Origin of the sequence: Clostridium lamae (assembly GCF_033043255.1) — a bacterium.
Taxonomy (GTDB): Bacteria; Bacillota; Clostridia; order Clostridiales; family Clostridiaceae; genus Clostridium; species Clostridium lamae.
Map to the genome: position 1 here is coordinate 41,821 of NZ_JASCQJ010000017.1, position 14,721 is coordinate 56,541.

Annotated in this window: 14 protein-coding genes; all 14 read left to right on the plus strand. The window is 29.5% G+C overall.

Annotated elements, in window-relative coordinates:
• The first annotated feature begins 8 nt into the window (after nt 1–8).
• The 14 genes from QK892_RS09880 to QK892_RS09945 all read left to right on the plus strand — a co-directional run bounded on the left by QK892_RS09880 (nt 9) and on the right by QK892_RS09945 (nt 14,710).
• The gene (locus QK892_RS09880; RefSeq protein ID WP_317273388.1) at nt 9–833 is read left to right on the plus strand and encodes an RnfABCDGE type electron transport complex subunit B; all 825 of its coding nucleotides are present in this window, start codon (nt 9–11) and stop codon (nt 831–833) included.
• 152 nt (nt 834–985) lie between these two features.
• Complete coding sequence (locus QK892_RS09885) at nt 986–2,383, plus strand: hypothetical protein (protein WP_317273389.1); 1,398 nt, start codon at nt 986–988, stop codon at nt 2,381–2,383.
• 244 nt (nt 2,384–2,627) lie between these two features.
• A complete protein-coding gene (locus QK892_RS09890) occupies nt 2,628–2,885 on the plus strand; it encodes a hypothetical protein (RefSeq protein ID WP_317273390.1) in 258 nt (85 codons plus the stop codon).
• A gap of 283 nt (nt 2,886–3,168) precedes the next feature.
• On the plus strand, nt 3,169–4,023 hold the full coding sequence (locus QK892_RS09895; RefSeq protein WP_317273391.1) for a DegV family protein: 855 nt from the start codon (nt 3,169–3,171) through the stop codon (nt 4,021–4,023).
• Between the two features lie 804 nt (nt 4,024–4,827).
• Nucleotides 4,828–5,454, plus strand: a complete 627-nt coding sequence (locus QK892_RS09900) for a class I SAM-dependent methyltransferase (RefSeq protein WP_317273392.1) — start codon at nt 4,828–4,830, stop codon at nt 5,452–5,454.
• Between the two features lie 18 nt (nt 5,455–5,472).
• On the plus strand, nt 5,473–6,624 hold the full coding sequence (locus QK892_RS09905) for a trans-sulfuration enzyme family protein (protein ID WP_317273393.1): 1,152 nt from the start codon (nt 5,473–5,475) through the stop codon (nt 6,622–6,624).
• Nucleotides 6,617–7,069: an S-ribosylhomocysteine lyase gene (locus QK892_RS09910; protein ID WP_317273394.1), complete on the plus strand. Its 453-nt coding sequence runs from the start codon at nt 6,617–6,619 to the stop codon at nt 7,067–7,069. Before QK892_RS09905 ends, QK892_RS09910 begins: the two co-directional genes overlap by 8 nt.
• Complete coding sequence (locus QK892_RS09915) at nt 7,053–7,961, plus strand: PLP-dependent cysteine synthase family protein (protein ID WP_317273395.1); 909 nt, start codon at nt 7,053–7,055, stop codon at nt 7,959–7,961. Before QK892_RS09910 ends, QK892_RS09915 begins: the two co-directional genes overlap by 17 nt.
• Before the next feature lie 251 nt (nt 7,962–8,212).
• A complete protein-coding gene (locus QK892_RS09920) occupies nt 8,213–8,965 on the plus strand; it encodes an EFR1 family ferrodoxin (RefSeq protein WP_317273396.1) in 753 nt (250 codons plus the stop codon).
• A gap of 68 nt (nt 8,966–9,033) precedes the next feature.
• Nucleotides 9,034–10,182, plus strand: a complete 1,149-nt coding sequence (gene fliB, locus QK892_RS09925) for a flagellin lysine-N-methylase (RefSeq protein ID WP_317273397.1) — start codon at nt 9,034–9,036, stop codon at nt 10,180–10,182.
• Nucleotides 10,183–10,302: 120 nt separating this feature from the next.
• Nucleotides 10,303–10,743, plus strand: a complete 441-nt coding sequence (locus QK892_RS09930) for a DUF3237 domain-containing protein (RefSeq protein ID WP_317273398.1) — start codon at nt 10,303–10,305, stop codon at nt 10,741–10,743.
• A gap of 48 nt (nt 10,744–10,791) precedes the next feature.
• On the plus strand, nt 10,792–11,757 hold the full coding sequence (locus QK892_RS09935) for an alpha/beta hydrolase (protein ID WP_317273399.1): 966 nt from the start codon (nt 10,792–10,794) through the stop codon (nt 11,755–11,757).
• Nucleotides 11,758–11,983: 226 nt separating this feature from the next.
• Entirely contained in the window at nt 11,984–13,690 is a 1,707-nt protein-coding gene (locus QK892_RS09940; RefSeq protein ID WP_317273400.1) for an ABC transporter substrate-binding protein, read from the plus strand.
• Between the two features lie 30 nt (nt 13,691–13,720).
• A complete protein-coding gene (locus QK892_RS09945; protein ID WP_317273401.1) occupies nt 13,721–14,710 on the plus strand; it encodes an ABC transporter permease in 990 nt (329 codons plus the stop codon).
• The last annotated feature ends 11 nt before the right edge of the window (nt 14,711–14,721 follow it).

Sequence of the window (14,721 nt, forward strand, 5' to 3'; positions counted from 1 at the left end):
GAAAGAAAATGGGAGAGATTATAATAGCGACAGCCGTTTTAGGAGGAACTGGAATTATAATAGGAATTCTTCTTGGAATTGCAGGAGAGAAACTACAAGTTGAAGTAGATGAAAAAGAATTGGCAGTGCGAGAACTTCTTCCTGGTAATAATTGTGGAGCATGTGGATTTCCTGGTTGTGATGGATTAGCTAAAGCAATATCATTAGGAGAAGCAGAAGCTAATAGCTGTCCAGTAGGTGGTATTACAGTAGCAAATCAAATAAGCGAAGTTATGGGAGTTGCTATAGAAGAGAAAGAAAAACAAATAGCATTTGTAAAATGTGGAGGAACTTGCGATAGTGCTAAGAAAAAGTATAACTATTATGGAATAGAAGATTGTCGTAAGGCAGTTATTGCTCCTGGGGGAGGAGAAAAGGCTTGTTCTTATGGATGTCTAGGGTATGGTTCTTGTGTAAGAGATTGTTTATTTGATGCAATTCATATAATAGATGGAATAGCAGTAGTAGATAAAGAAAAGTGTGTTGCATGTGGAAAATGCATAAAAACTTGTCCTAATAATCTTATAGAAATGATTCCTTATAGTTCAGAATATCAAGTTCAATGTTATTCTAATGATAAGGGGAAAGATGTAAAACTAGTATGTAGTGTAGGTTGTATAGGATGTAAATTATGTACTAAAGTATGTCCAAGTGAGGCTATTACTGTAGATAATAATCTTGCCAAAATTGACTATACTAAATGTATAAATTGTGGAAAATGTGCTGAAAAGTGCCCAGTTAAGATAATAAGATATAGTGAAACTATTAAAGCAGAGTTCAACATATCTGTTTAAAAATAAGCTAGTGGTCAATAAAAAGACTGCTAGCTTATTTATTTTTACATGGATAAAAAGTATATATTGTCTTATTATGACAATAATTCTGTAACTAGGTGAAAATTGTCGCATACTTTAATACTATAGTAATTTATAAAGAGGAGAGAAACATGATAGATGTAATACTAACACCACTACACTATATTTATCTTATCTTTATCATTAGTATTATTGTTGCAATGATAATGAAGAAAGATATATCACTAATTTGTATATTAGGAATATTCATCATAGGACTTGTTGGAACTGAATCAATTTATGAGGCAGTTATGGGGATTTTTAATAGCTTTGTATATGCTACAAAAGAACTAATGCCTACGATTTTTATTATCTCAGTTATAACGGCAATGAGTAGTATTTTAATGGATTCTGGTATAAATAATGAGATAGTGTCTCCGTTTAAAGGGGTAATTAAGAATTATTGGATTGCTTATTGGGTTATTGGGATAGTTATGATGATTATGTCTTGGTTCTTTTGGCCATCACCAGCAGTAGCACTTATAGGTGCTATATTTTTACCTATTGCTAAGAAAGCAGGGCTTCCAGCTATGGGAGTAGCTATATCTATAAATTTATTTGGACATGGCATAGCTTTAGCAAGTGATTATATAATTCAAGCAGCTCCTAAAATCACTGCTGATGCAGCTGGTATACCAGTAGCAAGCGTTATTTCAGCAAGTATTCCTCTTACAATAACAATGGGGGTTGTTACTACTGTTTCTGCATTCTATTTTCTTAGAAAGGATATTAAATCAGGAGCAATGTCTACTGAATATAATATAGATAATGAAGAAAATAACACTAATAAAAAAATGCTTATATCTTCCCAAAAACTAAGAAGAGCATTAGCTTTACTTATTTTAATATTATTTTCTATAGATATAGTTATAATGTTTAAGGCAAACCTTCAAGGCGGAGATGCAACTGCCCTTATAGGTGGTACTGCTGTATTTATATTAAGCTTAATCTCTATAATAACTTATAAGAGAGATGCTCTTGAGAAAATTACAAATGATCTTGTAAAAGGGCTACAGTTTGGTTTTAAAATATTTGGTATTGTGATACCTGTTGCAGCATTTTTCTATTTAGGAGATTCAGCATTTAATGAAGTGTTTGGAGATATACTTAATAAAGCTTCTAATGGTATAGTAAATGATTTAGGGCTTGCTCTTGCAAATATTGTTCCTTTAAACTCAACTGTTTCAGCAAGTACACTTACTGCTGTAGGAGCTATTACAGGCTTAGATGGTTCAGGTTTTTCAGGTATATCCTTAGTTGGATCTATTGCAAAAATATTTTCAACTGCTCTTGGCGGAGGAATAGAAACATTCACAGCTCTAGGACAAATAGCAGGAATATGGGTTGGTGGAGGAACTTTAGTTCCTTGGGCTGTAATACCTGTAGCAGCAATATGTGGTGTAGATCCTTTTGAACTTACTAAGAAAAATCTTAAGCCTGTTATAATTGGGCTTATAGTTACTACTTTTGTAGCAATACTGATAATTTAAGTATAAATCAAAATTAAAAAGTTTAATAAGTATAGTAACAATTTAGTGTGAAGTTAGCCCTGTCTATTTGACGGGGCTAATTTCATATAGATGATTAACATAAGAAGAGTTTTATTATTTTATAGTATATGAATTTATTTAATATATGAGCAATTAGATATTTACAAGAAAGAAATGCAATCGATTTACAAGATTAAACAAAAATGTTATTATGTTTATGTTGAAATAAAAGGGGGAAATATTTATGGAAAGTAATTCAGTTACAGAAAAATCTTCTAAACATATAGCAGCAATCGTATTAGCTGTTATTAGTATTATTTTCGGTCTATTCAGTCCTTTAATAGGTTATATAACATCTATTATAGCAATAGTAATGTCAGCAAGAAAGAAAGCTTATAAAGCAAATAAAAAGTTTAAAATATCACTTGTTATAGGAATAATAGGTTTAGTTTTAAGCCTTGTTTCTCATATTTTAGGAATTATAATTTTATTAAATGTGTAAAATTTGAATACTTAAAAACCTAGAACCATTTTTTATTAACTTAGTTAGTAAAAAGTGGTTCTTTTCATTTTAATAATGTTATAATACAATTATAATTATTTAGTAAATTGTTTAAAAATACGTAATACTATTTTAAGGTTAATAATGATAGATGATTACTTAAAGAAAAATACGAATTTTAAATATACATAATTAAATGAAGGTAAAGAGTAATTTATTCTTTAATTTTATTAAATTGCTTTAACAATGTAAAATAAACAGATAAAAAAAGGAGTAAATAATAATGAATAATATTATATTAGTGGCAGAAACAGGTTCAGATATTCCAAAAGATATTGCAAAAGAATTAGGGATTTTCCTTGTTCCAATGCATGTTACAATGGGAGATAATACTTTTGATGATGGAACTTTTCCAGTTGAAAAAATTTGTGAGTATTACAACAATACAAATAAAACACCAAAGACAAGTGGAAGCTCACCACAAGATTTTATAAAAGTATTCGATGATATTCACAGATTATATCCAGATAAACAGATATTACATTTAGCATATTCTGCAGTAACTACTTGCTCATATCAAAGTGCGGTGATAGCAGCAGAAGATAGAGATTATGTTACTAGTTTTGATACTAAGCAAGTATCTATTGGGCAAGCAGCGATTGTAATTGAAACAGCTAGATATTTAAAAGAAAATCCTAATGTTACTATGGATGAATTGATAAAGGAAGTAAGCAACATAAGCAATCGTACAAGAATGTGCTTTGTTCCCTCTGAATTAGAGTATCTTAGAGCTGGAGGGCGTGTGAGTAATGCAGTGTTCATAGGTGGAAAAATATTAAATATTCATCCATCAATTGAAATTGATAATGGCTATTTAGTAGCTAAGAAAAAGTATAGAGGTAAAATGGAGAAGATAGTAACAAGACTAATAGAAGAATATAGCAATGCGGAAAATTTAGATAAAAAAGAAGTGTATTTCTTGTGGTCCATAGGATTATCAGATACAGTTCGTAAATTGGCTGAAGAAAAAGCAAAGGAAATAGGATTTGAAAAAATTAATTGGATGAAAACAGGCTGTGTAATAACAAGTCATGGAGGCCCAGGCGCATTTGGAATCGTAGGATTTTCTAAATTATAGTATATAAGATCTAGGGTAATATTTATAGAGGCAAAAGTGTAAATAAATTAATGAATATAATTAAATAAACGAATACGTAGTTCAAAAGTGAGTTAGCCACATCCTTATGGAGGTGGCTTTTTTGTAGTATTAAATATGTATAATTTTTTGCTTTATTGAATTTATAAGAATTATAGTTTGAAGAGTATTTTAAGAAATTATAAATAATTTAAAAAAAAAAAAATAAATATTTTAAGTACACATTTTGATATTGTGTGATATAATGTTATTATAACAAAACAAAGTAATCCGATAGGAAATAACGGCTAAGACGAGAAGAGTAGGTTAATAAAAGCTTTCAGAGAAAAATCTCCTTGGGTGTAAGAGATTTAAGTAGATATTAATTGAAGTGCATCTCCGAGCTCTGAATCGAACTAATAGTAGACTTCAGCGGGAACGCCCGTTAAAGCGTTAAGGTATATTTGTACCCAAATATTGAGATGGTGAAACGCATTAAATATAAATTAAAAAAGTAGAATTGTTGATGTAATTTGTTCAAAATTACTAAAATAAATTAATTCTAGAAACTCTATTATGAGTTTCTACCTTAATTTTACATTCTTCATTTTTCATTTTACATTGTGCGTCAGCACTAATTAGAGTGGAACCGCGGAAGTTAACTTCTGCCTCTAAGATTTTAGAGGCAGGAGTTTTTTTGTGCTATAGCACAATTTAAAGAAACACTATTTGAGATTTAGATATTTTCTTAAGGAAGAACTTAACTGATATAAAAACAATTTTAATTAAAATAAGGGAGGGTATATTATGAATTCCGTACAATATTTTGATTCTGTAGCAGAAAAGTGGAATGTTATTCGTAGTGAGTATTTTGAAGAGAGGTTAAAATATAAACTTTTATCATTAACAAATATAAAGGACAAGGTTGTAGCTGATTTAGGATGTGGGACAGGATTTGTTTCTTTAGCTTTAGCAAACGAGGCAAGTATAGTATTTTCTGTAGATAATTCAAAGAATATGCTTAAGCAGTTAAAGGGTAATGCATTAGATAAAAATCATCAAAATATATACCTTATAAAATCTTCACTTGATAACTTAACACTTTTTGATGAATCTGTAGATGTAATTTTTATAAATATGGCACTTCATCATATAAAGGATGCAGAAAAAGCTATATCTGAAATGCATAGAGTTTTAAAGAAAGATGGTGTAGTAATTATATCTGATGTTATGGAGCATGACGGTGAGTGGGCAAGAGAAGAAATGTTTGATGAGTGGCTTGGATTTTCAAATGAGCAAATAATAAATTGGCTAGAGGGAACTGGCTTTAATAATATACAAATAGAAAATACAGATTTAAGCTGCAAAGGTTATTCAAGCAAGGGAGAATACACAGAGGTAGGAATCTTTATAGCAAAAGCAATAAAAAAATAATAGGGGAGGAGTTAGGAGATGAAAATTGAATCATTATTAATTCATGGAGGTATAGATGGAGACGAGAAAACAGGGGCAGTAAATGTACCAATATACCAAACATCAACTTATAAACAGCCAAGCTTTGGTGTGAATAAGGGATACGAATATTCTAGAACAGGGAATCCAACAAGAGAGGCCTTAGAAAAACTTGTTTCAGATCTTGAAGAAGGTTATGCAGGTTTTGGATTTGCTTCTGGGATGGCAGCTACAACTGCTGTTCTTTCCCTTTTTAAATCAGGTGATAAGATAGTTATTTCAAATAATGTATATGGAGGAACCTTTAGAGTTTTAGATAAGGTATTTAACCATTTTGGAATTGAATATAAATTAGTTGATACTTCTAATTTAGAGGAAGTAAAGAAAAGCATTGATGAAAGTGTAAAAGCTATATTTATAGAAAGCCCAACAAATCCACTTATGGATATAACAGATATTAAAGAAATTTCAAATATAGCTAAGGATAATGGAATATATACTATAGTAGATAACACATTTATGACTCCTTATTTTCAAAAGCCAATTAAACTTGGTGCAGACATAGTTATTCACAGTGCTACTAAGTATCTTGGTGGACATAGTGATACAGTTTCAGGAGTAGTTGTTGTTAACAGTAAAGAGTTAGCAGAAAGACTTCATTTTATCCAAAATTCAACAGGAGGAGTTTTATCACCTTTTGATTCATTTATGTTAATAAAAGGTATTAAAACCTTAGCTGTTAGAATGGATAGACATAATGAAAATGCAAAAGTAGTTGCAGAGTTTTTAAATAGTAGCGAAGAGGTAGAAAAAGTATATTATCCAGGACTTAAAAATCACCCAGGATATGAAATTCAAAATAAACAAGCTAAAGGCTATGGTGGAGTTATATCCTTTGTAATAAAAGAAGGATATGATTATAAGAAGTTTTTTGAAAGTCTTAAGATAATAACTTTTGCTGAAAGTTTAGGAGGAGTTGAGTCATTAACTTGTCATCCAGCTTCAATGACTCATGCTGCAATACCATATGATATAAGGCAAGAAGTAGGAATAGTTGATAATTTAATAAGAATATCTATTGGTATAGAAAATGTAGAAGATTTAATAAATGATATAAAAAATGCATTGAAGGAGAGTAAGTTAAATGGTTAAAGTAGAAAGTTTTGATCTAGATCACACAAAGGTAAAGGCACCTTATGTTAGAAAATGTGGAGTGCAAAAAGGAGTTAATGGAGATAATATATCTAAATTTGATTTAAGATTTATGCAACCAAACAAAGAAGTAATGCCAACAGCTGCAATTCATAGCATAGAGCATTTACTAGCGGGAATAATGAGAGAAAAAATAGAAACTATAATAGATATTTCACCAATGGGATGCAGAACAGGTTTCTATATGACTGCTTGGGGAGATGTGGAAGTAGATGATGTAATAGAAGCACTAAATTATAGCTTAGAAAAAATATTAGAAGAAAAAGAAGTACCAGCAGCTAATGAACTTCAATGTGGTAATTACAGAGATCATTCCATAGAGCTTGCACATGAATACGCCAAGAAAGCATTAAAAGAAGGCTTTAGCAGTGAAATATATAGATAGTATCCAACAGTTAATAGGAAACACTCCAATAATTAAGTTTAATAACTTAAATATTAAAGATGGGATAAATGTATTTGCTAAGCTTGAAGGAAATAATCCAGGAGGAAGTGTAAAAGACAGGATAGGAGTTTACATGATAGAAGGAGCAGAAAGGGAAGGAATATTAAAGCCTGGATACACAATAATTGAAGCAACTGCAGGAAATACTGGTCTTGGTATAGCTATAGCTGCAATAAATAAAGGATATAATATAGTATTTGTAGTTCCAGAGAAGTTTTCTATAGAAAAGCAAACATTAATGAGAGCACTTGGAGCTAAAATTATAAATACTCCAAGAGAAGATGGAATGCTTGGTGCTGTAAAAAAAGCAGAAGAATTACTGATAACCACAGAAAATTCAATAAGTTTAAGACAATTTGAAAACCAAGCCAATCCCCTCGCCCATTATGAAACAACTGCTCCAGAAATATATGAAGCTATGGATGGAAAAATAGATTATTTTGTTTCTGGTGCAGGGAGTGGTGGAACCTTTGCTGGAGTAGCAAAATATTTAAAAGAAAAAAATAAAAATATAAAAGCAATATTAGCAGATCCAGAAGGGTCCACTATGGGAGGTGGCATTGAAGGCTGTTATGATATAGAAGGAATAGGAAATAACTTTATTCCCAATACCATGGATATGAAATTAGTAGATGATATTATAAAGGTTTCAGATAAGGAAGCCTATGATATGGTAAAACTAATAGCATTAAAGGAAGGTATTATAGTAGGAAGTTCATCTGGAGCAGTAATATCAGCAGTTTTAAAATTATCAGAGAAAATAGATAAAGGCAATATAATTACTATTTTACCTGATAGAGGTGATAGGTATTTTAGTAAAAATATATATTAATTAATAAGGAAAAGTCATCTATTAGCAAGAAATCTTATAGATGACTTTTATATTTATTACTTAGTATAATTATCCAAATAACCTTGAATGAATATAATAGGAGTTCCTTTATTTCAACTTTCTGATGTTAAGTCAGTTGAACTAGAGAAAAGACAAAGTGATTATTTGGTAATATAGAAAATAAAGATTTTGAAAAAGTTGATAATAAGATAAAATAGAAGATACAAAGAAACTTACAAGGGGATAGAAAAATGAGAATTTATTATTTTACATCCACAGGAAATTCATTATATGTAGCTAAAAGAATAAAAGAAGGGATAGGGGAATGTGAGTTAATCTCTATACCAAAGGCTTTAAAAGAAGAGAATTTTAATTTAGAAGATGATGTAATAGGTTTTATATATCCAATACATTGTGGTTCATTACCTTTAGTGGTTGAAGACTTTATATCTAAAGTAAATATAAAGGATAAAACCTATATTTTTGCAATAGGAGTTACTGGAGGAGGAAAGGCTAAAGAAAGTTTTCCTCATATTAATGAGCTTTTAGGTAATAAGGGTGAACTTAGTAATTATTTATGTGTAAAATATATTTCAAATTATACAAGGTCAGGAAGGAATCCATCTAAGGAGAGAGCTATTAAAGCAATAAATTTATATGAAGATGTAATAAATGATTTTATTGAAGTTATTAAAAAGCAAGAAGTAAAGAAGGTTAATTATAAAAGTAAGAGAATATTATTTAAGGCTTGGAAGACTTTATATAAAAATAGAGACAAGGCATTTAATGTTAATGATAAATGTATAGGTTGTGAAATGTGTAAATCAATTTGTCCAGTAGATAATATTAAAATGAACAATAATAAACCAATATGGTTAGGAAATTGTACTGATTGTATGGCATGTATAAATATATGTCCTAAGGAAGCTATAAATATTGGCAAAACAACCTTAAAGAAAAATAGATATAGGAATCCATTTATCGAGGTTAAAGAGCTAATATAAAATAATTATAGTTAAAAAGCATATTGTAATAAATACACTAAAACTAAATTTGAATTTGGAGTTAATATATGAAGAAACTAGACAATATCTTAAAGATAAAAGAATATGATCAATTTAAGTGTACTGCAGATAAATGCAAATTCACCTGTTGTAAGGGCTGGGATATAAATGTAGATAATAACACTTATAATAAGTGGAAAGAAAAAGATGATCTTAACTATCTTTTAGATAATGTAAGATTTACAAAGAGTAATGGGGAAAATAATTATTTAATAAAAAAAGAAACAAGAGGAGTTTGTCCTTTACTAAGTGATGAAGGATTATGCAATATAGTTATTAACCATGGTGAAGAATATTTATCTTCAACTTGTAAAAGCTTTCCAAGAATAACAAATGATTTTGAAGATGTAAGAGAGCTTACTTTATCTTGCTCATGTCCTGAAGTAGTTAATATAATCAGCAATATGAAAGAAAAGATTTATATAGAATCCGATGAAGCCTTATCTTACATTGAAGATTTAGGATGCTTAAAAATAAGAGAAACTTTAGTTAATATACTTCAAAAAGAAGATATTAGTTTAGAAGATAAGCTTACTATTTCTTATTATATGCTTATTAATATACTTGATAGTGATGATTTAGATTATGAAGATTTAATAAGGTTTTTAGATAATTATAAATCTGAAAATTACCCAAAAGAAGAAATAAATATATATAAGGTCTATGAGAAGAAAGGTAATGTTAAACATTTAAAAGAAATAAATTCATTATTTATAGATATAATAGAAAACTATAAAAATGTTTCTTTATTTGAAGAATCACTAAAAGATATTTATAAGTTTGCTAAAGAAATTAATATAGAAAAGTTTTTCAATCATTGGAAAGAATTTAAGTGTCTATTTAAATCCTATGAGACTTTAATTGAAAATTGTATTGTATCAAAGGTTTTAGGTAGTTGTGTTAGTGATGATTTAGAAGAAATGATTATTTCCTTTGAAATGATTATATTAGAATATTTATTTATAAGGCAGGCTGTATTTTTAAGATATTGTATTAATATAAAAGAAGAAGTTACCAGCCAAGATATAAAAGAGTATATTGTGATTTTTTCAAGGATTATAGGAAAAAATTCAGATGCAGTAATAGAATTTTTATTAGATATTTTTGAAAGTGAAATATTGGACTTTGATTATGTAAATTCTTTAACTTTAGTTTAATAGAAATTTTAATTGAAATATTAGAAAATAATAAAGTGAAATTAAGTGGTAAAGCTATTATAGTTCTTAAAGGAGAATTATATTTTTAAGTATAACTATAAATTGAAGGGGGAATTAAAAATGTTTTTAGAAGCTGATTTAGTTATGGAATTAGAAGTTGAAATCACTAATTCTATGTCAGTAGGAAAAGGATTAAATGGATATCTTAATATTATTCCAATTACAGGAGGTACTTTTAAATGCTTAAATAATGATGGAGTCTTTGCAAATGGTATAATATTACCTGGTGGTGCAGATTGGAATACAAGAAAAACTGAAACTTTATCACATGTTTATGCTAAATATACAATCAAAACTGAGGATAATATATTTATATCTGTTGAAAATGAAGGCTATTTAGATGATATGGTGAGCAGTCAAATTATTAAGACTGTACCTAAATTTAAAGTTAATGAAGATAGTAATTACAGTTACTTAAATACTGGTGTGTTTGTCGCTTCATTGGAGCTAAATTTTTCTGAAAAAAGTATTGTATCAATTAAAGTGTATAAACTTAGATAATTTATAAAGGGTGTTATAAATATAAAATTATGGTGAGGAGAAATTTTTATGGGTAATGATAATAATGAAATAATAAAAGATTCATTAAAGGATAAAGAATTTAAAGTTCTTCCGGCGGAATATAGAATTGAGAATAAAAAACAGGGGACTATAGAAAGCTTAGAATATAAGGTAGAAAATTTAAAAATGTGCAATAATATTAAACATTTAAATCTTTACCTTCCCTATGGATATAAGGCTACAGATAAGAATAAAAAATATAATGTTCTATATCTAATGCATGGTGGTGGAGAAGATGAGAATTTACTATTTGGAGGTCCTGGGAAAAATACAGAGTTAAAGAATATATTAGATAATATGATTGCTAATGGTGATATTCAACCTCTTATTGTAGTTACACCTACATTTTATGGCGTAAAAAATGATTTAAAAAACGATGAAAAACTTAGTCATGTTGAAATACTTGATCATCCACTTCCTATAGTAGAAACTCAATATTTTCATGATGAATTGATTAATGACCTTATACCATTTGTGGAAACTAAATATAATACTTATACTGCATCAGATAATAAAGAAGATTTGAAGGCAACACGTGAGCATAGGGCCTTTGGTGGATTTTCTATGGGTTCAGTTACCACTTGGTATGCATTTATAAATTGTCTAGATTATTTCAAATATTTTATACCATTAAGTGGTGACTGCTGGGCATTAGCTCAAAAAGCTGAAGGTAATATGGCAAAAGAAACAGCTGAATACTTGGCTAAAGTAGCAAAAGATTCTGGCTATACTCCAAAGGAATACTATTTACTTTGTGCTTCAGGAGACTTGGATATCGCTTATCCTAACATGAGGCCTCAGATAGATGCTCTGAGAGAATTAAAGGATAGCTTTATATATTCGTCAGATTTGAAAGAAGGAAATTTTTATTTTATTGTAGGTCATGGAGGTATACATAATTGGCATTGGATTAACCAATTTATTTATAATATACTTCCTGATTTATTTAATTAATATAAAATATCTAGAAATTATAAATGTAAATATCTAGAAATTATAAATGTAAATATCTAGAATTTTTAGGGTGTTTTTATAAATGGTTTTGATATAGAATTTATCTATACACAACAGTATATTGTGAAAACGATTAAAAATTTAAATAAATCTAATGTAAAGGTATACTGCTGGGTTGCAAAATAGTAAAAAAGTTAATCACAAAACTATTTAGGGGGATGAGAATATGAAAGCCAAAAAAATTATGAGCCTTATCTTTACTTTAGCTATTGCTACATCATTATTTGTAGGCTGTGGAGGAAGTAAAGAAGAAACTGGAGGAAATGATAAGCCAGTAGTATTAACAACTTTACAAGAATCTTCACAAGGATGGGTAAGAAACTTTAACCCATACAATAAACCAGTTCAATTTACTCAAGGATTTATGTACGAGCCATTGGTTATTTTTGATGCTAATAATGGTGGACAAGAAACAATGTGGCTAGCTGAAGACATAATAAGTGAAGAAGATAACAAAACTCTTATAGTAAAATTGAGAAAAGATATTAAATGGAGTGATGGTGAAGCCTTCAATGCTGATGACGTTGTATTCACATACAATTATTCAAAGGATAAACCAGAGATAGATACAAGTGGTAACTGGAATGGAGATAATCCAAAGATGCAATCAGTAGAAAAGGTAGATGAATATACAGTTAAATTTGTAATGTCACATCCAAATGTATTCCATAGAAAAGATATATTCTATCAAGCTTGGATAGTTCCAGAGCATGTATTCTCTAAAATTACAGATCCAGCAACAGCAGTAGTAGAAAATCCAGTTGTTACAGGAGCTTTCTCAGAAGTTAAAGATTTTACTCCTGAAATGGTTGTTTTAGGAAGAAACCCAAACTATTGGAAAGCTGATGATCTAGAAGTAGATGAATTAAGAATACCTCAATTTGATGGTAATGATGCTGCCTTAGCATTGTTAGAAGAAGGAAATGTTGACTGGGCTTATATTATGATTCCAGATATTGAAAACACTTATGTAAAAGGTGATGCTAATAAAAAATATTGGTATGGTAAAAATGATGGTATAAGAATAAGTTTTAACTATATGACTAAAAATGAAAATAATAAGAAAGCTTTCGAATCAGTAGATTTTAGAAAAGCTGTATCTTTAGCAACTGATAGAAAGAGCATTAATGAGTCTGCAGCATTTGGTTATTTAAGTGACGAGATACCTACAGTTACTGGATTACCACCAATGTTGTCATCTTATATAAATGAAGATGCAAAAGCACTTTCAGATCCATACATGAAATTTGATTTAACTGAAGCAGGAAAAATTCTTGATGCAGCAGGTTTTGTAGATAAAGATGGAGATAAGTTTAGAGATAATCCAGATGGAACTCCAATTGCATTTGAAATAATTTCACCAGCAGGTTGGTCAGATTGGAATGCAGGAGCACAAATAGTTGCTGAAAATTTACAAAAAGTTGGTATAAATGCTACAAATGCACCTAAAGAGCTTGGAGTAGTTACAGAAGCATGGGGAACTGGTGAGTTTGATATGTTATATACAGCATTCGGACAAAACACAAATATATGGAAGTACTACTTTGACACAATTGGTGATCAATCAAGATTTTTAACAAGTACTTGGTGGTCAACTTGTCAAAATAATTATAAAAATGATGAAATGACAGCTTTAATAGAAGAATTAGCTGCAGCACCTGAAGCAAGACAAGCTGAAATAATAGAAACAATTGAAAAATTCTTTGCTGAAAATATGATTAGTGTACCAATACTATTCAATGGTAAGTGGAATGTTTATAACGATGCTAGATTTACAGGATGGACAACAGCAGAAGGTAAAGGTCCAGATCCATCTAACTGTATACACGATTCTAAAATACTACAATTATTGGCATTAGAACCAGTAAAATAAATAATTAAGTAATATCAGAGGAGGAGAAAGATGAGATATATTTTAAAACGATTATCGTTTTATTTTATGGCCTTTATTGGAGCATTTACATTAAACTTCTTTCTTCCTCGTCTTATGCCAGGAGACCCAGTCCAAATGAGATTAGGAGAGCTTGCAAGACAAGGTGGTAAAGTAGATCCATCAACTATACAAGCTATTGAAAAAATGTTTGGAATTAACAGCAATGAACCTTTAATAGTAACTTATATTAGAAATTTTGGTGATATATTAAAAGGTGATTGGGGTGTTTCTTTTACAAATAACCTATATCCTGTTACTGAGGTAATAATGAGACCACTAGGATGGACAGTATTTTTATGTGGAACAGCATTAATAATATCATTCATTATTAATACGGCTTTGGGTATATTTGTTGCATGGAGAAGAGGAAGTAGATTAGATACGACGTTAACAGTTGGTGGACAAATTATGGCAAATATTCCTGCTATAATTATTGCATTAACTCTAAGCTATACATTAGCTTATAGTGGGATTTTTCCTAAAGGGTATGCAATAACTCCATTATTATATGCTAAAGGTTTTGAATATGTTAAGGATGTTGCCTATCATGCTTTCTTGCCAGTAACTGCAATTCTTATAAGTAGTTTTGGCGGAATTATGGGTATGAGAGCTAATATGATAAATCAATTAGGTGAAGATTATATAGTTATGGGAGTGGCCAAAGGAGTTCCTGATAAAAAGATTATGTTTAAGTATTGTGCAAGAAATGCACTGTTACCAGTAGTAACTTCATTTGCAATGTCAGTTGGATTTTTACTTGGTGGACAACTACTTATTGAAAATATATTTAACTATCCAGGATTAGGAAAGCTAATGATTCAAGCTATTAATGGTAGAGACTATCCATTAATGCAAGGTATTTTGCTTATGACTACTATTTTGATGTTGACAACTAATTTTATTGCAGATATAAGTGTTTTTGTTCTTGATCCAAGAATTAGAAGACAATCAGGAGAATAATTATAAGTAAA